Here is a 19,767-nt window from a genome sequence, read left to right as displayed (position 1 = left end):
GTGTCGCACAGCGACGCAAGGGGGGAAGACTATGCGCAAACCCCGCGTACGCCGCTTGACGAATCTCTGTCGCGTACAAAAAACAACACAGGAGAACAACCATGACCTACCAAGCCGTCCTCTTCGACCTTGACGGCGTCATCACCGACACCGCCGAATACCACTACCTGGCCTGGAAAAAACTCGCCGAAGAACAGGGCATCCACATCGACCGCGCCTTCAACGAACAACTCAAAGGCGTCTCGCGTGACGATTCCTTGCGCCGCATTCTCGCCCACGGCGGCAAAAGCGTGGATGATGCCGAATTTGCCCGCCTGACCACGCGCAAAAACGACAACTACGTCGAAATGATTCAGGCCGTCCGTCCTGAAGACGTGTACCCGGGCATCCTCGCCCTGCTGCAAGCCCTGCGCGCGGCGGGCAAAAAAATCGCGCTGGCCTCGGCAAGCAAAAACGGCCCCTTCCTGCTCGAAAAAATGCAGCTCACCGCCTACTTCGACGCCATTGCCGACCCTGCCGCCGTCGCCCACTCCAAACCGGCACCGGACATTTTCCTCGCCGCCGCACAAGGCGTGGGGGTGGATATCCGCGACTGCATCGGCATCGAAGACGCCGCCGCCGGCATCACCGCCATCAAAGCCGCCGGTGCGCTGCCTGTCGGCGTGGGCAAAGCAGAAGACTTGGGCAGTGACATCGCCCTCGTCCCCGATACTGCCCACCTGACTCTCGCCTATCTAGATGAAGTTTGGGCGGCGCTGCATTGAAGCATCAATGCGGCAAACAAAATAAAAAGCCCCATGATGGAGCTTTTTCTTCTACCAAACTTGCGATAAAAAACCGGCTTGACGCCGGTTGTTTATCGCAGAAAGCGGCTTATTTCTTGCCGTATTTGCGTTTGAAGCGATCCACACGACCGGCGGTATCAACAATGCTCTGTTTGCCGGTATAGAACGGGTGGGATTGGCTGCTGATATCAACGCGCACCAGCGGATATTCTTTACCATCGGTCCAAGTGATTGTTTCTTTGGTCTCGACGGTGGAACGGGTCAGGATGGCGAAGTCGGCGCTGTTGTCTTTGAAGACGACCGGACGGTAGTTCGGATGAATATCGGGTTTCATGAAATCTCCTAAATTCGGTTTGCTATGGAAAAAACCGCGCGATTTTATCGGTTTACGGTTACTGTTGCAAGGAGGACCTGCCGACTCCCACCATCGCGTGATTTTTCAAGTCTAGATTCGGTATCTGCTGCGTTAAAAATATTCGTAAGCGTGTACACCTTACTGCACTTTTTGCCTTGCATCTGCTGTTTTTGCTACAAAAAGCCGCTGTGCAAGTCGCAATCAGCAGGCTCTAGCCTGCCATTGCTGCGTAAACACGGCGGCAAGCGCATCGCCCGCTGCTGTTGGGCTGAGAGGAATGCCAAGATCACGCAATTGGGTCATGTGCATCCCAACGAGACCGCAAGGGTTGATACGGGTGAAGGGCTCAAGATCCATATCCACGTTCAGGGCAACACCGTGATAGGTACGACCGTTACTTACTTTCAGGCCGAGCGAGGCAATTTTATCGCCTGCAACGTATACACCAGGGGCATCGGGACGAGCTGCAGCGTTAATACCGTGCGTCTGCAAAAGGGTGATGACGCTGTTTTCAATCATGCTGACCAGGGAACGGATACCAATATTGCTACGGCGGATGTCAAGCAGCAGGTACATGATGATTTGTCCGGGTCCGTGGTAGGTGATTTGTCCCCCCCGGTCTATGTGAATGACAGGAATATCGCCGGGGGCGAGCAGGTGCTCAGTCTTACCCGCCTGTCCTTGCGTAAACACCGGTGGATGCTGCACCAGCCACAGTTCATCCGCACTGTTTGTGTCGCGCGCAGCGGTGTAAGTCCGCATCGCGTCCCATGTTTCCAAATATGGGCGCAGACCAAGATGGCGGATATGCATGGGGTTTAGAAAAGCAGTTTGATGCTATGCCAAGAACGTTTGAAGAAACCCGCTTTATCTACGGCTTCACCTGCAACTGCGGGCAGGGTGGCATAGACTTTGTCCCCAATTTTGACGCGGATGGTACCAATTTCTTGCCCGGCAGTAAGCGGGGCAATGATGGGCTTATTCAGGTCAAGCGAGACTACGACTTTGCTTTTATCGCTCACCGGCAGCATGAGTTTGACATCGTGCTGTGGGCGGACGTTGATTTCATTCACTGTGCCTTTGTAAACGGGAACAGCGGACAGATTCTGCCCTTCTTTGATGACAACGGTTTCTTCAAATTGGGCGAAACCGTAGTTGAAGAGTGCCTGAGATGCATCGTAACGATCACTCTCTTTGTCAGCACCAAGAACAACAGCAATGAAGCGGATGTTACCGCGTTTTTCCGAGCTAGCGAGGCAATAACCCGCTTCTTTGGTATGCCCGGTTTTCAAGCCATCAATACTGGAGTTACGCCACAGCAGACGGTTACGGTTGTCCTGCTTGATTTTGTTATAGGTGTAGTTTTTTTGTCCGTAGAGATGGTAGTACTGCGGATGGTCGTTGATGATATGGCGCGAGAGGATGGCAATGTCTTCCGCTGTAGTGTAATTCTTGGGGTCGGGCAGGCCAGTCGGATTGGTGTAGTGGGTGTCCTTCATACCAAGCTGTGCCGCCTTGCGGTTCATCATCTCGGTAAAACCATCCATTGAGCCGCCAAGATATTCCGCCAAGGCGACAGCCGCATCGTTGCCGGACTGGATAATCAGCCCTTGCAGCAAATCCTGCACAAGAACTTGTTTGTTCACTTCGATAAACATGCGTGAGCCTTCCTGTTTGTAGGCGTTTTGGCTCACGGTAATCGGCGTATCCGGGGTCAATTTGCCGTTTTCCAGCGCTTCGACCACAAGATAAGCTGTCATCAGCTTGGTAATGCTCGCCGGCGGCAGTTTTTCGTTGGGATTTTTGCTGAGCAGTATTTGCCCGCTTGCCGCATCGGTCAGGATGTAACTTTTGACTGGCAGCTCAGGAGCGCCTTGTGCTAAGACAAAGCCGCTGTAAACAGCGGCAATGATCAGGATAAGTTGACGGAACAGCTGTCGCATCACGTTTCCTATTGTAGTGCGCGGATTTGAACCTGGGCAACACCTGCATTGAGGGTACCGAGTTCTTGTGCGGCAGCCCGGGACAAGTCAAGGACGCGATTGCCGTGGAAAGGTCCACGATCGTTGATACGAACGACGACTTTGCGTCCGTTGGACAGGTTGGTGACTTCAACACGTGTACCCAGGGGTAATTCTTTGTGTGCTGCTGTCATTTCATTCATATTGTAGGTTTCGCCGTTGGCAGTTTTGCGACCATGGAAGGGGTTGCCGTACCAAGAAGCGGGACCTTGTTGTTCGAAACCTTTGCTGTCAGCCAAGGTTTGGTAGCGTTTACCAAGAACGGTATAGCTGTAGCTTTTGCGACCACTGCTTTTGGTAATGACATCACCTTTGGCGTTGTTATCTACGAGGTTGCGCAGGTTTGGGCGGGTAAAGTCAATATTGCGCAGGGCTTTTCTGTCTTCACCGGCAAGCAGCGCTTTGGTTTTGGCTTCTTGCGAAGCGAGGGTTTTTTGCGGTTGGGTAAAATCGATTACTTTAACGATATTCACCTGCTGTTCTGCTGTAGCCGACGTGGGTTCGGCTTTATCCGCCGCTGTTTCTTCCGCTTGTGCGGTAAGTGCAGCCGCTGCGATAGTTAGAACCAGAAGTTGTTTTACGTTCATTATCTCAATTTGCTCTCTCTTTTGTGTCTGATTCGGTCGGCAAGATCGCCGACCGCCATGGCATAAAGCGGGGACGCATTATAGCGGGTGACAACGTAGAAGTTGTTATAGGTTATCCACCATGCTTTTTCCTGCTCTGATGCGTCAACGACAAGGCTTCCGACTGTTTCCGTGCCATTATCACCGATTTCTTTTATTAAATCTATGTCATTTTTTAAATTGGAATCTGTCAAAAGTGTATGGATTTGGTAATGCGGTTTGTGGTTATTGTCGAAAGCGGGGAGCGAGGGTTCCGTGGACAGGCGATATTTGTAGCGTCCACCCTTCTGCCAGCCGCGTACTTGCAGGTAATTGGCGATACTGCCGATGGCATCGGCTGGGCTGTACCAAAGGTCAATACGTCCGTCCCCATCAAAATCCACTGCATCGTTGTAGTAGCTGCTTGGCATGAACTGCGCCATGCCCATCGCTCCGGCGTATGAACCTTTGATGGCAAGCGGGTTACGGTTTTCCCGCTTGGCGAGGCGGAGGAAGTAATCGGTTTGTTCGCAGAAAAACGGAGCGCGCGGTGGGTAATCAATACACAGGGTCAGTAGCGATTGCCATACGGGAGTGGTGCCCGTGACTTTTCCATAGCGGGTTTCTACGCCGAGGATGGCAACGATGATGGCGGGATCAACACCGTATTGTGCTTCGGCGCGTGCCAGAGTAGCCGCATTAGCATCCCAAAAGGCGACGCCGTCATCAGTGCGCGCCTGATCTTCGAAAATTTTGCGGTATTCGTACCACGGCTTGGTTTTTTCTGCCGGTTTGCTGATTTTGGCAAGGACACCGTCATCGCGTCCGACGGCCAATAGCAATGCTTGCAGGTAGTCGGCGTCATAGCCGTCGCGGGCAGCGAGTTCCTGCATCATTTTGATGGCGGCGGGGTTGGTGCCGTAGCTGTTGTCGGCTATGGCATGACTGCTGAGGATGCAGGCAGTGAGTAGTGTGAGCAATCGGCGTATGGTCATAGGTGTTCCTCATCTTTTTTTTCGCGGAAGCCACCGGCAAGATTCATCGCCAAGGCAAAACCCGCCATCAGCGACAGGATGGAGCTGCCGCCGTAACTGATCATCGCCAATGGCAACCCAACCACCGGCAGGATACCGCTGACCATGCCGATGTTGACGAAGACATTAATAAATAAGGTCAGGAGGATGCTGGCCACCATGATGCGAGCGAAGCGATCCGTGAGATGCAGGGCGAGGTAGAGCCCGCGCGCAATAATCAGGCCGTAGCAAAGCAGTAACAGGCCGACGCCAATAAGGCCAGTTTCTTCAGCGATGACGGCGAAGATGAAGTCGGTGCTGGATTCAGGCAGGAATTCGAGCTGGGATTGGGTGCCCTGCATATAGCCTTTACCGGACAGACCGCCGGAGCCAATGGCGATTTTCGACTGAATGATGTGGTAACCGTTGCCAAAGGGATCCGCTTCGGGGTTAAACAGGGTGAGGACACGGTCACGCTGATATTCTTTAATACCAAACATCCAGAAGAGCGGCAAACCGATGGCGGCCAGCACCCCACTGAGGGCAATAATCCAGCCGGGCAGTCCTGCGAGGAAAAGGGTGACAAAGCCGGAGGCACTGACCAGTAACGCAGTACCGAGGTCAGGCTCCATAAAGATCAGAACGACCGGCACGGCAATAACAAGGAGCGCGAGAATGACGCTGCCAATACTGGGAATAGCGGCGCGAATGGTAACAAGCCAGGCGACCATCAGCGGGATAGTCAGCTTGGCAAGTTCGGACGGCTGGATGCGGACGATACCGAAGTTGAGCCAGCGCTGCGCGCCGTTGCTACGGGTACCAATGATCAACACCAGCAACAGCAATATCAGGGTCAACCAATACGCGGGAGCGGTGAGGCGGCGGATGTAACGCGGCGGCACGGCGACAATGGCCAGCAAGACACCGATAGCAGCAGCGAAGCGCAGGGTTTGCCGCATCAGGATGTCTTCATCGCCACTGCCCGCACTACGCAGAATCAGCAGGCTTGCCGCCATCAATACCAGCAGGCCGAACAACATCGGGATATCGATACGGCGCAGCCATTCGCCGACCAGTTGCCGGACGTTTTTTTTGCGCACGTCATGCATTAGCATCGTTCTGCCCCTTGAGGTAGTAATCGGTAATTTGCCGCACCAGCGGCGCGGCGGTAGAACTGCCGCCGCCGCCACGCTCAACGACCATGCTGATGGCAACGCGCGGTTTGTCGGCGGGAGCGAAGGCAATAAACATGGCGTTATCCTGCTCTTCTGCGCCGAGTTCGTGTGCGTGTACCCGCCGCTCGGTTTTGAACGATACTACCTGCACCGTGCCCGATTTGCCTGCCATGCGGTAAGTCAGCCCGCGCGAAATATTGCGTGCGGTGCCGTAGGCACTGTGGATGACGTTGACCATATCCTGGCGCACCGTGTTCCAGATGCCGGATTCATAGACGGCTACTTTCCCGGTATCGAGCGGTGCTTTGACGGCAGTAAACGTTGCCGTTTCCGGGTCGTAATAGCGCTGCAACAGGCGCGGCGTGAATTCGCTGCCGTCGCGGGCAATCAGCGCCGTCATATAAGCGAGTTGCAGCGGCGTGGTGGTAAAAAAGCCCTGACCGATGCTGCAATTGATGGTATCGCCGATAAACCACGGCACTTTGAAACGCTTTTGCTTCCACTCGCGCGTCGGCACGATGCCGCTGCCTTCATCCGGCATATCAATACCGGTCGGGATACCGAGACGGAAATGGCTGGCAAACTCGGCGATACGGTCAATACCGAGCTGGTAGCCGAGGGTGTAGTAATACACATCGCAGGATTGTGCCATGGCGCGGTCGGCGTTCACCGAACCATGTCCACGCCGGTTCCAGCAGTGAAAGCGCCGTGCCGCACCGGGCACACGAAAATAACCGGGGCAGTTCACGCGGGTATAAGGGGTAAACACGCCATAATGATAGCCGGCGAGGCTCATGAACGGCTTGATAACCGAACCGGGCGGATAGCGTCCTTTCAGGGCGCGGTCATACATCGGCCCGTGCGGGTCGTCCAGCAAGCGCTGGTACTGCCGCTGGGTAATACCACGCGCGAACAGGTTGGCATCAAAACCGGGCTTGCTCACCATCGCCAGCACTTCGCCGCTCTGCGGGTCAATCAGCACCGACGAGCCGCGATAATCACCGAGAATGCGGTAAATAAAATCCTGCAACTCAATGTCGAGGCTGAGATAAATATCCTGCCCGCGCACGGCAGGCTGCTCGTGCATCAGGCGGACAATATTGCCGTTGGCGTCCGTCTCAACCTGCTGATAACCGGGCATGCCGCGTAAACGGTCTTCATACTGTTGCTCAATCCCGGAGCGGCCGATATATTGCAGACCGCGATATGCCTCAGGATCCAGCGTTTCCAAGTCTTCCTCGCTAATGCGGTTGGTGTAACCGATAACATGCGAGGCGATTTCGCCATAGGGGTAATAGCGCTCGTAATATTCCTCGACCGACACCCCCGGCAAGCGGTAAAGCTGCACAGCCAGGCGGTAGTAATCCTGCTCGCTGATAGAGGCTTTCAGTACTGCCGCTTCATAGCGCCGTGTCTGCTTGTACAAGCGGAAAAAGCGCTCACGTTCTTCCGGCAAGAGCGGCAGGATTTCGTCCACCGCATCCACCGTTTCGCGTACATTCACCGTTTGTGACGGACTGATGATGACGCGGTAGCGCAGAATATTCTCGGTCAGCGCCCGTCCCTTGCGGTCAAAAATCGTGCCGCGTTCCGGCACAATCGCCTTAAGACGCATCCGGTTACTCTGCGAGCGGGTGCGGAAATAATCATAACGCAGCACCTGCAAATACCCCATGCGGGCAAAAAGGCCGAGAAAACCGGCAAACACCAGCAGGGCGGAGAGGACAATACGGCGCGAAAACGACTGATGCAGGCGGGTTTCCTCATCGCCCTGCTCGCCACCGCTAAGCGGGTCGGCGCGCCAATCTTGCGGCTTCACACATAATCCCCCAGCACACGACGCACAGCGCGGTCAGCCAGCCAACGTAAAAAAGGCAGACAGAACAGCGCCAGCGCCCCACCCCATAGCCAGCCGGGCGGTGCAGGCACGCCCTGCCAGGCAAAGAGCATCAGGCAACGCAGTACCTGCAAGGCAAACGCAAGCAGACACAGCACCAGCACACTCACCGCCGGTGCAGCCATACGCCATACCCCGGGAAACGGCAGCGACATCAATGCCGCCAGTGCATAGAACAGGGCGTGAAAACCAAAAGGCGCGGTGGAAGCCACATCCATCAACAGACTGATCGGCAGCAGCCAGCGCCACAGTGGTAGCTGCGGCACAAACAAAAAGAAATACAGGGCGACAATCACAACGACATCCGGCAGGACAAACCAGGACGCATAAAAATCTGCCCCCACCATCAATGCCCACAACAACACAAACAGCAGACCAACCGGATAACTACTGCGCATTCGCATGGGATCCCCCTTCGGGCACATTCCCGTTCTTATCACCTTCGCCAGCCTCTTCCTTTGCGGCCACCGTCTCCGGCAGCGGCGGCCCGACCGGCACAACCATCTGCGGCTGATAGGCAATATGCCGCTGGTCAAGCAGCAGCACTTCCAGCATGGATTGCAAATGCGCCAGCGGCCGCAAGCGCACCGTCATGGATGATGAACGACTGTCCCGCTCAACGGCGGTAACCTCAGCGACTGGATAACCACGCGGATAAATCCCGCCCAAACCTGAACTGACCAAGCGATCGCCGACCTTGATATCGCTGTCGGCGCGCAGAGTGGGCATTTCCAGCGAGCCATAACCGGTACTGCCGAAGACCAGCGTGCGCTGCTGCGTGCGCGCCACATAGACTGGCACCCGGCTACGCGTATCGGTGATCAGCATTACCCGCGATTCATGCGCGAAGACCTCGACCACCTGTCCGACCAGGCCATACGGATCAATTACCGCCTGATTGACATACACGCCATCCTGCGTGCCCTTGTTCAGCGTGACCAGCTCACGATAGCCGTCAATGGACGTATCGCTCAACTCGGCAATCAGCACCGGATCCGTCACATCCAGCAGCGAGTCCATCAACATGCGCAAGCGGCGGTTTTCCGCTTGAAAATGCCCCAGTAGTTGCACCTGTGCGCGCAATTCCTGATTTTCCTGCTGCACCTGCAACAACAACGCGTGTTCATCCTGATGCGCTGCCAACTGCTGCCACCCCGCCTGCGACCAGCGCATTGGCGTGTGCAGCACCGTGCGCACCGGGGCATAAACCCCGTCATGCAACCAGGCGTAGGGATACGTCAACCAGCCACGCTGAGAGAGCACCAACAAAAAGACCGCAACAAACAGCGCCCCAAACACAGGACGCAGCCGCAATTCCTGCGGCGCATCCGGCGAAAAATCAAACCACATCGTGCAATCAGGACATCAAAAACGATGCCACGCCACGCTGATCTAACAATTCCAATACCTTGCCGCCACCGCGCGCAACGCACGTCAACGGATCCTCGGCAATAATCACCTTCAAGCGGGTCTCTTCCATCAACAAACGATCCAGATCACGCAGTAGTGCCCCGCCGCCAGTCAAGACAATACCGCGATCGGCTACGTCCGCGGCCAACTCCGGCGGCGTCAACTCCAACGCCTGTTTGATTGCGCGCACAATCCCGCCCAGCGGTTCCTGTAATGCTTCCAGCACCTCATTCGAATTAATGCTGAAGCTGCGCGGCGCGCCCTCCTGCTGGTTTGTACCGCGTACTTCCAGTTCGCGAATTTCTGAAGACGGATAAGCACAGCCAATTTCCTTCTTGATCCGCTCTGCCGTCGGCACGCCGATGACAATGCCAAAATTGCGGCGCACATAATCAATAATGGCGCCATCGAAACGGTCGCCGCCGATACGCACCGACGTCGAATACACAATCCCGTTCAGCGAAATCACCGCCACTTCCGACGTGCCGCCGCCAATATCGACGACCATAGAACCGTAGGCTTCGTCAACCGGAATCCCGGCGCCAATCGCGGCCGCCATCGGCTCCTGAATCAAAAACACCTCGCTGCCGCCGGCACCCTCTGCCGCATCGCGAATCGCGCGTTTCTCCACCTGAGTCGCTCCGGACGGCACACACACCAAAATGCGCGGTGCCGGGCGGAAAAAGCCCTTCCGGCGGTGCACACGGTGAATAAAATGCTTCAACATCATCGACGTAATCTTGAAATCAGCGATAACCCCATCCTGCATCGGCCGTACCGTGGTGAGATTTCCCGGCGTCCGCCCCAGCATCTGCTTCGCTTGCGAACCATAAGCGACAATCTTCTTGCGCCCGTCCTGCGGATCCTCGGCAATAGCGACCACCGAAGGCTCGTCCAGTACCAGTCCTTCGCCACGCACATAAATCAGCGTGTTAGCCGTCCCTAAGTCAATCGACAAATCACTGGAGAACATCCCGCGAAACAAATTAAAACCCATAAAAAAGCCTCTGCTTGCGAATAGAAAACCACCGAAAACGGTGCAAACCAAAGCGCGGTATGATACCTTCCCAAGCGTTTTTTTGAAGGATTTTTTAACCGCCATGAGCCAATTGGACCCCGCAACCATCGCGAAAACAGCCGCACTTGCCCAGCTCGAAATCAGCGAAACAGACCTGCCGCGACTCGCGCAAGAACTCGGCCAAATCTTCGAACTCTTCAACACCATCAACACCCCGGAAATCAGCGCCACCACCCCGCTCTCCCACCCGCTTGGTGAAACCCAGCGCCTGCGTGCCGACACTGCCATCGCGCGTGACATGATGCCGAGCATCGAAGAAAACGCGCCTGCCGCTGAAAACCGCTACATTACCGTTCCCAAAGTCATCGAATAACCCATGCACACCCTCAGCCTACGCCAACTCGCCGCCAAACTCGCCGCCCGCGACATCAGCGCGCGCGAACTCTGCGACTACCACATCGCGCGCATCGAACAACACAACCCGACGCTCAACGCCTACCTTACCCCGACCTTTGCCCATGCCCGCGCCGCCGCTGATGCCAGCGATGCCCGCCGCGCCAAAGGCGAGACCCTCAGCCCGCTGGACGGCATTCCAATGGCGCACAAAGACATCTTCTGCACCAACGGCATCCGCACCACCGCCGGCAGCAAAATGCTCGCCAACTTCATCCCGTCCTACGATGCCGGCATCGTCGAAAACCTTGCCAACGCCGGCGCCGTCATGACCGGCAAACTCTCGATGGATGAATTTGCCATGGGCTCGTCCAACGAGCGCAGCGCCTTTGGTGCCGTGAAAAACCCGTGGCAACACGAATACGTCCCTGGCGGTTCATCCGGCGCATCCGCCGCTGCCGTCGCCGCCCGTCTCGTGCCCTATACCACCGGCAGCGACACCGGCGGTTCCATCCGCCAGCCTGCCGCTTGGTGTGGCATTACCGGCATCAAGCCGACCTACGGCACCCTGTCGCGCTGGGGCATGATTGCCTACGCCTCTAGCCTTGACCAAGCGGGCGCCTTCGCCGCGAGCGCCGATGACCTCGCCCTCGTCCTGAACGGCATGGCTGGGCACGATGCGCGCGATTCCACCTCCAGCCCGCAAACTCGCACCATCTTCGACCAGGAACTCGACCGCCCGCTCACCGGCATCCGCATCGGCCTGCCGCGAGCCTACTACCGCGACCTCAAATCGCCGATGGCCGACATCATCCACGCCGCCGCCAAGACCTACGAAAGCCTCGGCGCGACCCTGGTGGACATCGATCTCGCGAACAGCGACGCCGCTATCGCCAGCTACTACATCATTGCCTGTGCGGAAGCCTCTTCGAACCTCTCGCGTTATGATGGCGTGCGCTACGGTCACCGCTGCGCCGACCCCGCAGACCTGCGAGACATGTACCACCGCAGCCGCAGCGAAGCCTTCGGTGCCGAAGTACAGCGCCGCATCCTCATCGGCACCTACGCCCTTTCCGCCGGTTACTACGACGCCTACTACGAGCAGGCCCGCCGCGCCCGTCACGCCATCCTGAACGGCTTCAAAGCTGCCTTTGCCGAAGTGGACATCATCCTCACCCCGACCACGCCGTACCCTGCCTTCAAACTCGGCAGCCGGCTCAATGACCCGGTGGCGATGTACCTCGGCGACCTCTACACCGTGCCGGTTAACCTTGCAGGGCTTCCCGCCATCAGCCATCCGGCGGGCAATATTGACGGCCTGCCGGTCGGCTGCCAGCTCATCGGCCCGCACTTTGCCGAACCGCGCCTGCTCAACTGCGTACACCAGTACCAGCAGCAGACCGACCATCACCGGCAAATCCCCGCTGCTTACCGTTAAACTACAAAAACCGCCCTTAGGCGGTTTTTTTATATCGCAAAACCGCCATGAAAACCTTTATGACCCGCACCCTGCATACCTTCGCCCTGCTCAGTCTCGCCGCGCTTATCTGTGGCCAACTCGGCCGTCTGCACTGGTTCGCCGAACTGTTCAGCCATTTCCTGCCCTATTACGCCGCCGTCTTCCTCCTCGCCGCCTGCCTGCCGCGCGGCAAGTATTGGTGCGGATTTTGGACGGTCGCTACTCTCGCCTCTATCCTGTGGCTGCTGCATCCTCTTTCCCTGGCAAACGCGCCCCCAACGGGAGAACGCCTCATCTGGTACAACGTCCACCTCAACAACCCCGACGCTGCCGGTGAAAGCCCTGCCCTGTTGGCAGAAAAAGCCGACATCCTCGCCCTGGCGGAAATCGATCTAGATAACCCCGGCTGGCAACGCCTGCGCGCGCACTATCCGCACGGCTGCCAACATCAGGAAGCCAGCCCGTTCGCCCTTGCCCTGTGGAGCGCCGAGCCGCTTGCCAGCTGCGACATCGCCTATAGCGACAATTTTCCCTACATCCGCGCCACGACTACCGACGGCATCGCCCTCTACGCGCTGCATCCGCCGCCGCCCATCAGCAGCGCCCTCGCCGCAGCCCGCATCACCTATCTGCACGACACCGCCGCGCGCATCGCCATCGAACCGCGCGCCTTGGCAGTTGGCGACCTCAACAGCAGCCCCTATTCCCCACATTACCGCGATTTCCTGCACACAAGCGGCACTACGGCGACCACCCGTTATCTCACCCCGACCTGGCGCCCGCTCTTTCTCAACCTGGATCATGCCCTCGTGAAAAACCTGACTGCCGACACCACACCGCTGCCGTGGCAACATTCCGATCATCGTCCGCTGCGCGTGGATTACCGCTGAACCAGGGTATTTCCCCGCTTGACGGGCCCAGCATTTTCGCCGCTTGGCACAGTCGCTGGCGATGCCCTATTCCACTTCCACCAAAAGCGGCAGATGGTCGCTGTCTGCATGATGGCTGACCTGGCAGTCGCCGGCAAAGGCGCCTTTGAGTAGGGCGTGATCCAGCGCTTTGTGCGGTTTCCAGCTGGGGAAAGTCGGGGCGTCGTCGCCGAGGCGGCGGTAGCCGTGGCGGGTGAGGATTTGCAGTTGCGGCGCGTCCGGGGTGCAGTTGAAGTCACCCGTGATCAGCACGTCCGGATAGGCGCTGAGGCGGTTCCTGATAAAGCGCAGTTGTTTGTGCTGGTCAAGCGCGCCGAGGCTGAGGTGGACGTTGGCAACGACGAGTTCGCCGTCGTCGCAGGCGACTGCTGCCGCCAGCACGCCGCGGCCGGGGATGCGCGAGGGCAGCGGCACATTCAGCACTTCGCGCAGCGGTCGCTTGCTGAGAATCAGGTTGCCATGCAGCGAGAGTTTGCCGAGGCGGCGGTTCACTTGCGCGAGGTGGTAGTGGAAGCCGGTCAGCTCGCGCAGCTGTTCGACGTGGTTCTTGAAGCCGTTGCGCAGGCCGCCGAGGTCGATTTCTTGCAGGCAGACGAGGTCGAAATCGCGGATGTAGGCGGCGATGCGGGCCAGGGTTTTGCGCTTGGCCGGGCCGGGCAGGAATTGGCGGTGCCATTGGTAGGTGTAGCTGAGGTAGCTGCGGGCGTTGATGGCGGCCTGGATGTTGTAGCTGAGGATGCGCATAGTCGGTGAGACTGGGGGGATGCGGCCATTATAGCGGCTATACTTGCCGTCTCTTTTCCACCACGAGGCGCCTATGCACTGGCTCGAACTCTTTTTCCTCTGCCACTTTATGCTGACGATTTCCATTGCCCTGCGCGTCATTTACGCGCGCCGTTCCAGTAGCGCGGCGCTGGCGTGGCTGGCGGTGCTCTTTGCCTTCCCCTATTTTGGCCTTCTGTTATACCTGTTGATTGGCGAGCCGAAACTGGGGCGGGCGCGCGCCAAGCGGCAGGCGGAATTGCACGCCTTTCACGACGCCTTTGCCGACCGTTTTCTTCCACCGCAAGCCGTGCCGCTGTGCGAAACGCGCTTCCGCCAGATTGCCCGCTTGGTGCAGGTGGAAGCGGGCTACGTCGCGACCGGCGGCAACGACACCCGTCTGCTCGCCGACACCGACGCCATCCTGCAAGCCTTCACCGCCGATATTGACGCCGCGCAACACTGCTGCCTGCTGGAGTTTTACATCATCGCAGACGGCGGCCGCGTGGATGCCGTATTGGAAGCGCTGATACGGGCGGCAGGGCGCGGGGTACGCTGCCAGCTGCTTGCCGACGCACTCGGCAGTCAGGGCTTCTGGCGCTCGGCCTGGCCGGACAAGCTGCGCACAGCCGGGGTTGAACTCACTGAAGCTCTGCCCTTCAGCCTGTGGCATGCGCCGTGGGTACGCGGCGATTTGCGCAACCACCGCAAAATCCTCGTCGTGGACTACCGCATCGCCTACACCGGCAGCTACAACCTCGTTGACCCACGCCTTTTCAAGCAAGACGCGGGCGTGGGCGAATGGGTCGATGCCGTCATGCGCTGCGAAGGTGCGGTGGCGCAGGAACTGGCGGCCGTGTTCTACGGCGACTGGGCGGTTGAGAACGAACACAACCTCAGCGCCACCCTCGAACGCCTGAACCGCTACGCCGACGAAATGCCCGACCGTGCGACCCTACCGCGCGCGACCGGCGGTGCCCTGCTGCAAGTCATCCCCTCGCATCCGGGCGGCGATACCGCGCTGGTGTACGACGTGCTGGTCAACGCGCTGAACATCGCGCAAGAAAGCATCATCATCAGCACGCCGTATTTCGTGCCGGACGAAACCCTGCTGAACACGCTGATTATCGCCGCCCGCCGTGGCGTGGCAGTCACGCTGATCGTGCCGCGCCGCGTCGATTCGCGACTGGTGCGCTACGCCAGCCGCGCCTACTACCGCCCGCTGCTGGATGCCGGCGTGTGCCTGAAAACCTTTGACGCTGGCCTTTTACACACCAAAGCCGTGGTCATCGATAACCGCTTCGCCCTTTTCGGCACGGTCAACATGGACATGCGCAGCTTCTACCTCAACCTTGAAGTCAGCCTCGCTGTCTATACCCCGGACACCGTCGCCGCTATCCGCACCCTGCTCGACGGCTACCTTGAACAGAGCGAAGCGGTCGAGCTGAAAAAATGGGAACAGCGCCGCCGCCTGCAACGCTTCATCGAACGCTGCGCAAGATTGGTGAGCCCGTTGCTGTAAAGAGGCTTGTCTGCGTCTCATATCGCTCCTACCATGACATCCACTACCACCACGGAGCAAACATGAATACCACAACCTTTCATATTCCCTTGGACGATGACCTGAAGAAGCGCGCCTTTGCCGTTATCGAGCGCTTTGGCCTGACCCCGACCCAGGCCGTGCGCCTGTTTCTAACCCAAATTGCGGAAACCGACAACGTACCGCTTGCGCTCGATGACCAGGACCATAGCGCCGAGTACGAAAAAAACCCCATCACCATGCAAGCCGTACAGGACGCGCGCGACGGCAAGGTAACCCGCTACGCCAGCTTCGACGACTTCATGGCGGAACTGCATGAAGAACATTGAGCTGACCGGCCAATTCAAGCGGGACGCCAAAAAACAATACCTGGAATTGCTGACCCCTGCCTGAGCAGAAGTCCTGCATTGCCTGTCCAGCGGCCTAACACTGCCCACAAAATATCGGGATCATGCCTTGACGGGCAATCTCAAAGGCATAAGGGACTGCCACATCAAGCCCGACCTTATCTTGCTCTACCGCCTGGAAGCAGAAAACGTAACCCTGATACGCCTTGGTAGTCACAGTGAACTCGGCATCACCTAAGCTCCTAAAAACGCCTGCAAAACCGCCGCTTCTTACCAATTGTCAATCCCTGGCCCAGCCGCTACCATTAACGGCAAACCACAACCAGCCACAGGAGGAAACATGGCGCTTTATGCCATCGGTGAGGCTCTCATCGACTTCGTTCCCAGCCGCAGCGGCAAACCCGACGCCGACATGCACTACACCCCCGCCGTTGGTGGGGCGCCGCTCAATGTCGCTGCCGCTTACGCCAAACTCGGCGGCACCAGCTACATCCTGAGCCAGGTCGGCGACGATGCCTTCGGCGCGCAAATCGCCGCCACCGCCGCTGCTGCCGGGGTGGACACTCGCTACCTGCAACGCACGCGCGAAGCGAAAACCGCGCTGGCCTTCGTCACCCTGCACGATGGCGGCGAGCGAGAATTTGCCTTCTACCGCGATCCCTCGGCGGACATGCTCTACGCGCCGGAAAACCTCGCCGCCATCACCCCGCAAGCGGGTGACATCCTCCATTACTGCTCGGTGTCGCTGATTCCCTGCCCGATACGCGAAGCGCACCGTGTTGCCATCGACAAATTCCGCGCCGCCGGTGCCGCCATTTCCTTCGACATCAACCTGCGCCTGCCGCTGTGGAAAAACCCGGCTGACCTCTACGCCGCCGTGCATGAATTTCTGCCGCTGGCCGACATCATCAAAATCTCCGACGACGAACTCGCCTTCGTCACCGGTGAAAGCGACCCTGCGCGCGGCATCCCGCAGCTCTTCCAGGGGCACGTCAAATACATCGTCTATACCTGCGGCGCGAACGGCGCGGCCATCTACGACCAGTACGGCGAACGTGGCCGGACGAACGCCTACCGGGTGAGCGCCGTGGACGCGACCGGCGCAGGCGACGCCTTCATCGGCGGCCTGCTCGCCGAAATCGCGCACCTCGGCCTGAGCGTGCGCGACGACCTGAGCGATGCCCACATCCATGCCCTGCTCGATCACGCCGCCAAAGTCGGCGCCATCACCACCCTGCAACGCGGCGCCATCAACAGCATGCCCGACCGCGCCCGCCTGCAAAACTTCCCCGCCGGAAAGCCGGAATGACCATCGCTTGCCCCGCCGCACTGCGTGACTTCCTCAATGCCCGGATTGGGCAGGATGGCGTCCTGTGCGGCAGCCTGCCGGAGGCCTATGCCGACGCCGACGCGCTAGACGCCTTTCAGGACGGCTACAAAGACGACGCATACGACGGCACAGCGGGCTACCTGAAACCCAGCCAGTACGTCATCTGCACCAACGACTTCGCCGATCCGTTCATCATCGACCTCGACGAAGCGGCAGCAGGCTATCCCGTGGCCTTTGCCTACCACGGCCAGGGCAGCTGGCAACCCTTTCCCGTTGCCGCCAGTCTCGCTGCCTTTACCGACACCCTGCGCCACCTCGCCGCTTGCGGGGACGACCTGGCACAAGCCGCTGCCTATATCGAACAGCACTGCGCAGCGGACAATCCATACTGGCAGGAAGTCTGCGCCGAACTGCGCGAAACCGCCGCCAACGCCGCCGCAGAAGAAGACGATCCGCCCTATGACCCCTACGACTGGGAACGCGGCAGCCTCGTCATCACCGCCATCGGTTCCAACCCCACCGCCGTGCGGCAATGGCTGGCGCACTACCTGAACCTCAGCCCGGCGGCAGCACTCGCCCTCAGCCGCAAAGCAGAAATCACCTGCGACGACAACATCGCCCGCAAATTCGCCGCCCCGCTGCTGGCCGCACTCGCCAAACGCGGCGCCACCGCCGCCTTCCGCCCCCATCACCCATCACCAGGAGATAACCCCCATGAATGAATACCGCCAGACCGCTGAAGCCATCATCGCGGCCGTCGGTGGCAAAGAGAACATCGCCGCCGCGACGCACTGCGCCACCCGCCTGCGCATGGTGCTCAAAGACGAAAACAAAATCGACAAGGCCGCCATCGACACCGTTCCGCTTGCCAAAGGCAACTTCCTCACCGCCGGACAATTCCAGATCATCCTCGGCACCGGCACCGTGAACAAAGTCACCGCCGAACTGCTCGACATCACCGGCGTCAAACAAGTCAGCACCCAGGAAGCCAAAGACCTCGGCGCGGCCAAAGGCAACCTGCTGCAACGCTTCGTCAAAACCCTGTCGGACATCTTCGTCCCCATCATCCCCGCCATCGTCGCCGGCGGTTTGCTGATGGGCCTTAACAACGTCCTCACCGCACACGACCTCATCATCAAAGGCAAAACCCTGATTGAGGCCTACCCGCAATGGGCAGGGCTGGCGGAAATGATCAACACCTTCGCCAACGCCCCCTTCGTCTTCCTGCCCATCCTCATCGCCTTCTCGGCGACACGCATCTTCGGCGGCAACCCCTTCCTCGGCGCCGTCCTCGGCATGATCATGGTGCACCCCGACCTCACCAACAACTACGCACTGGCCAAAGCCATCGAAGAAGGCACCCTGCAACACTGGAACATCCTTGGCTACGACATCGCCCGCGTCGGCTACCAGGGCACTGTGCTGCCCATCCTCGTCTCAAGCTGGATACTCGCCAAACTCGAAACCAGCCTGCGCCGCATCATCCCCGCCAGCGTTGACCTGTTGCTCACCCCGCTGCTCGCTATCTTCATCACCGCACTACTCACCTTCACCGTCGTTGGCCCGTTCACCCGCGACGCCGGTGTTGCCTTCACCGATGCCGTGCAATGGCTGTACAACACCGCCGGTGTCATCGGTGGCGCTGTCCTCGGTGCCCTCTACGCGCCCGTGGTCATCACCGGCATGCACAACAGCTTTATCCCGGTCGAAACCCAGCTCATCGCTGACATCGCCAAAACCGGCGGCACCTTCATCTTCCCCATCGCAGCGATGAACAACATCTCGCAAGGCGCAGCCGCCTTCGGCGCCCTCTTCTCCACCAAAGACGCCAAACTCAAAGGCGTCGCCTCGGCATCGGGCATCTCTGCCGTGCTCGGCATCACCGAACCGGCCATGTTCGGCGTCAACCTGCGCCTGCGTTACCCCTTCTACGCCGCCCTCATCGGCACCGCCTGCGCCGCCGCCTACATCACCCTCTACCACACCAAAGCCGTCGCCCTCGGCGCAGCGGGCATCCCCGGCATCATCTCCATCGGCGCGCAATACCTCACGCCGTACATCATCGGCATGGCGATTGCCTTCGCCATCACCTTCAGCCTCACCCTTCTCTTCTCACGCAGCCGCTACAACCCGGAACGGCAAACCGCCCCGGCAGCCGCTACAAGCGCGCCTGAAACCCAAGAACCCCCTCGCCCGCTTGCGGGAGAGGGGGCAGGGGGTGAGGGCAAACAAACCCAAACCGACCCCATCCCCGCTGAATGGGTTATGCCACTGACGGGCGACATCCTCGCCGCCAGCGACATCCCTGACCCAGCCTTTGCCGCTGGCGCACTGGGCGCGAGCTTCGCCATCAACCCGACGGACGGCACCGTACGTTCGCCGGTGAACGGCCAAATCGCCACCGTCTTCCCGACCCGCCACGCCATCGGCATCGAAGCCGACAACGGCCTGGAAATCCTCATCCACTTCGGCATCGATACCGTCAAACTGGACGGCGCGGGCTTCACCGCCCTCGTCAAAGAAGGCGAACGCGTCAGCGCCGGCCAAGCCATCCTGCAAGTAGATCTGGACGCCATCCGCGACAAAGTGCCGAGCCTTGTCACCCCCATCATCTTCACCGCTTACGATGACGGCGAAACCGTCACCATCGCAGACGGCAAACCGCAGATTACAAAGGCCTGACGAGTGCCCAACAAAAACGCCCCGCAAGGGGCGTTTTTCATGCCGG

The 19,767-nt window shown here is 58.9% G+C and carries 20 protein-coding genes and 1 pseudogene; 10 read left to right on the top strand and 11 right to left on the bottom strand.

Annotated elements, in window-relative coordinates; translation table 11 throughout:
* The first annotated feature begins 101 nt into the window (after positions 1-101).
* Positions 102-764: a beta-phosphoglucomutase gene (pgmB, locus tag LG374_RS09800; protein WP_006985973.1), complete on the top strand. Its 663-nt coding sequence runs from the start codon at positions 102-104 to the stop codon at positions 762-764.
* Positions 765-873: 109 nt separating this feature from the next.
* Here the strand turns inward: pgmB and LG374_RS09795 are convergent, their stop codons facing one another.
* The 10 genes from LG374_RS09795 to LG374_RS09750 all read right to left on the bottom strand — a co-directional run bounded on the left by LG374_RS09795 (position 874) and on the right by LG374_RS09750 (position 10,258).
* Positions 874-1,119 (bottom strand): type B 50S ribosomal protein L31, encoded by a 246-nt coding sequence (locus LG374_RS09795; protein WP_006985974.1) that lies wholly within the window; start codon positions 1,117-1,119, stop codon positions 874-876.
* Between the two features lie 222 nt (positions 1,120-1,341).
* Complete coding sequence (lipB, locus tag LG374_RS09790) at positions 1,342-1,953, bottom strand: lipoyl(octanoyl) transferase LipB (RefSeq protein WP_225757517.1); 612 nt, start codon at positions 1,951-1,953, stop codon at positions 1,342-1,344.
* 5 nt (positions 1,954-1,958) lie between these two features.
* Positions 1,959-3,083, bottom strand: coding sequence for a D-alanyl-D-alanine carboxypeptidase family protein (locus tag LG374_RS09785; protein ID WP_225757516.1), 1,125 nt, complete (start codon positions 3,081-3,083; stop codon positions 1,959-1,961).
* 8 nt (positions 3,084-3,091) lie between these two features.
* Complete coding sequence (locus LG374_RS09780) at positions 3,092-3,748, bottom strand: septal ring lytic transglycosylase RlpA family protein (protein WP_225757515.1); 657 nt, start codon at positions 3,746-3,748, stop codon at positions 3,092-3,094.
* On the bottom strand, positions 3,748-4,761 hold the full coding sequence (gene mltB, locus LG374_RS09775) for a lytic murein transglycosylase B (RefSeq protein ID WP_225757514.1): 1,014 nt from the start codon (positions 4,759-4,761) through the stop codon (positions 3,748-3,750). Before mltB ends, LG374_RS09780 begins: the two co-directional genes overlap by 1 nt.
* A complete protein-coding gene (gene rodA, locus LG374_RS09770; RefSeq protein WP_370639339.1) occupies positions 4,758-5,888 on the bottom strand; it encodes a rod shape-determining protein RodA in 1,131 nt (376 codons plus the stop codon). Before rodA ends, mltB begins: the two co-directional genes overlap by 4 nt.
* Positions 5,881-7,773 carry a penicillin-binding protein 2 gene (gene mrdA, locus LG374_RS09765; RefSeq protein ID WP_225757512.1) on the bottom strand — a complete coding sequence of 631 codons (1,893 nt, stop codon included), beginning with the start codon at positions 7,771-7,773 and terminating at the stop codon, positions 5,881-5,883. The genes rodA and mrdA overlap by 8 nt, the downstream gene beginning before the upstream one ends.
* The gene (locus tag LG374_RS09760) at positions 7,770-8,255 is read right to left on the bottom strand and encodes a rod shape-determining protein MreD (protein WP_225757511.1); all 486 of its coding nucleotides are present in this window, start codon (positions 8,253-8,255) and stop codon (positions 7,770-7,772) included. The genes mrdA and LG374_RS09760 overlap by 4 nt, the downstream gene beginning before the upstream one ends.
* Entirely contained in the window at positions 8,239-9,201 is a 963-nt protein-coding gene (mreC, locus tag LG374_RS09755) for a rod shape-determining protein MreC (RefSeq protein WP_225757510.1), read from the bottom strand. Before mreC ends, LG374_RS09760 begins: the two co-directional genes overlap by 17 nt.
* 7 nt (positions 9,202-9,208) lie before the next feature.
* A complete protein-coding gene (locus LG374_RS09750) occupies positions 9,209-10,258 on the bottom strand; it encodes a rod shape-determining protein (RefSeq protein WP_225758021.1) in 1,050 nt (349 codons plus the stop codon).
* Positions 10,259-10,361: 103 nt separating this feature from the next.
* Here LG374_RS09750 and gatC point away from each other — a divergent pair, with 103 nt between their 5' ends.
* From gatC to LG374_RS09735, 3 genes are read left to right on the top strand one after another with little or no spacing between them, the layout of a single operon-like run.
* Positions 10,362-10,652 carry an Asp-tRNA(Asn)/Glu-tRNA(Gln) amidotransferase subunit GatC gene (gene gatC / locus LG374_RS09745; protein WP_115610913.1) on the top strand — a complete coding sequence of 97 codons (291 nt, stop codon included), beginning with the start codon at positions 10,362-10,364 and terminating at the stop codon, positions 10,650-10,652.
* Positions 10,653-10,655: 3 nt separating this feature from the next.
* Complete coding sequence (gatA, locus tag LG374_RS09740) at positions 10,656-12,110, top strand: Asp-tRNA(Asn)/Glu-tRNA(Gln) amidotransferase subunit GatA (RefSeq protein WP_225757509.1); 1,455 nt, start codon at positions 10,656-10,658, stop codon at positions 12,108-12,110.
* 47 nt (positions 12,111-12,157) lie between these two features.
* Complete coding sequence (locus tag LG374_RS09735) at positions 12,158-13,021, top strand: endonuclease/exonuclease/phosphatase family protein (protein ID WP_225757508.1); 864 nt, start codon at positions 12,158-12,160, stop codon at positions 13,019-13,021.
* A gap of 66 nt (positions 13,022-13,087) precedes the next feature.
* Here the strand turns inward: LG374_RS09735 and LG374_RS09730 are convergent, their stop codons facing one another.
* Positions 13,088-13,804 (bottom strand): endonuclease/exonuclease/phosphatase family protein, encoded by a 717-nt coding sequence (locus LG374_RS09730; RefSeq protein ID WP_225757507.1) that lies wholly within the window; start codon positions 13,802-13,804, stop codon positions 13,088-13,090.
* A 73-nt stretch (positions 13,805-13,877) separates the two neighbouring features.
* Here LG374_RS09730 and cls point away from each other — a divergent pair, with 73 nt between their 5' ends.
* The 6 genes and pseudogenes from cls to LG374_RS09700 all read left to right on the top strand — a co-directional run bounded on the left by cls (position 13,878) and on the right by LG374_RS09700 (position 19,721).
* Positions 13,878-15,344, top strand: coding sequence for a cardiolipin synthase (gene cls / locus LG374_RS09725; RefSeq protein ID WP_225757506.1), 1,467 nt, complete (start codon positions 13,878-13,880; stop codon positions 15,342-15,344).
* A 62-nt stretch (positions 15,345-15,406) separates the two neighbouring features.
* The gene (locus LG374_RS09720; protein ID WP_006985989.1) at positions 15,407-15,691 is read left to right on the top strand and encodes a type II toxin-antitoxin system RelB/DinJ family antitoxin; all 285 of its coding nucleotides are present in this window, start codon (positions 15,407-15,409) and stop codon (positions 15,689-15,691) included.
* Positions 15,678-15,947 (top strand): annotated as a pseudogene (locus tag LG374_RS09715) (type II toxin-antitoxin system YafQ family toxin). The gene LG374_RS09720 and the pseudogene LG374_RS09715 overlap by 14 nt, the downstream one beginning before the upstream one ends.
* Positions 15,948-16,049: 102 nt before the next feature.
* On the top strand, positions 16,050-17,018 hold the full coding sequence (locus tag LG374_RS09710; protein ID WP_225757505.1) for a carbohydrate kinase: 969 nt from the start codon (positions 16,050-16,052) through the stop codon (positions 17,016-17,018).
* Positions 17,015-17,761: a hypothetical protein gene (locus LG374_RS09705; protein WP_225757504.1), complete on the top strand. Its 747-nt coding sequence runs from the start codon at positions 17,015-17,017 to the stop codon at positions 17,759-17,761. The genes LG374_RS09710 and LG374_RS09705 overlap by 4 nt, the downstream gene beginning before the upstream one ends.
* Positions 17,754-19,721, top strand: a complete 1,968-nt coding sequence (locus LG374_RS09700; RefSeq protein WP_225757503.1) for a sucrose-specific PTS transporter subunit IIBC — start codon at positions 17,754-17,756, stop codon at positions 19,719-19,721. The genes LG374_RS09705 and LG374_RS09700 overlap by 8 nt, the downstream gene beginning before the upstream one ends.
* Positions 19,722-19,767 lie beyond the last annotated feature (46 nt).

This window comes from Cardiobacterium sp. Marseille-Q4385 (assembly GCF_916618745.1).
In the GTDB taxonomy this organism is placed as follows: domain Bacteria; phylum Pseudomonadota; class Gammaproteobacteria; order Cardiobacteriales; family Cardiobacteriaceae; genus Cardiobacterium.
Note: the sequence above shows the minus strand (reverse complement) of the source record. Positions and strands in the feature narration are given on the sequence as shown.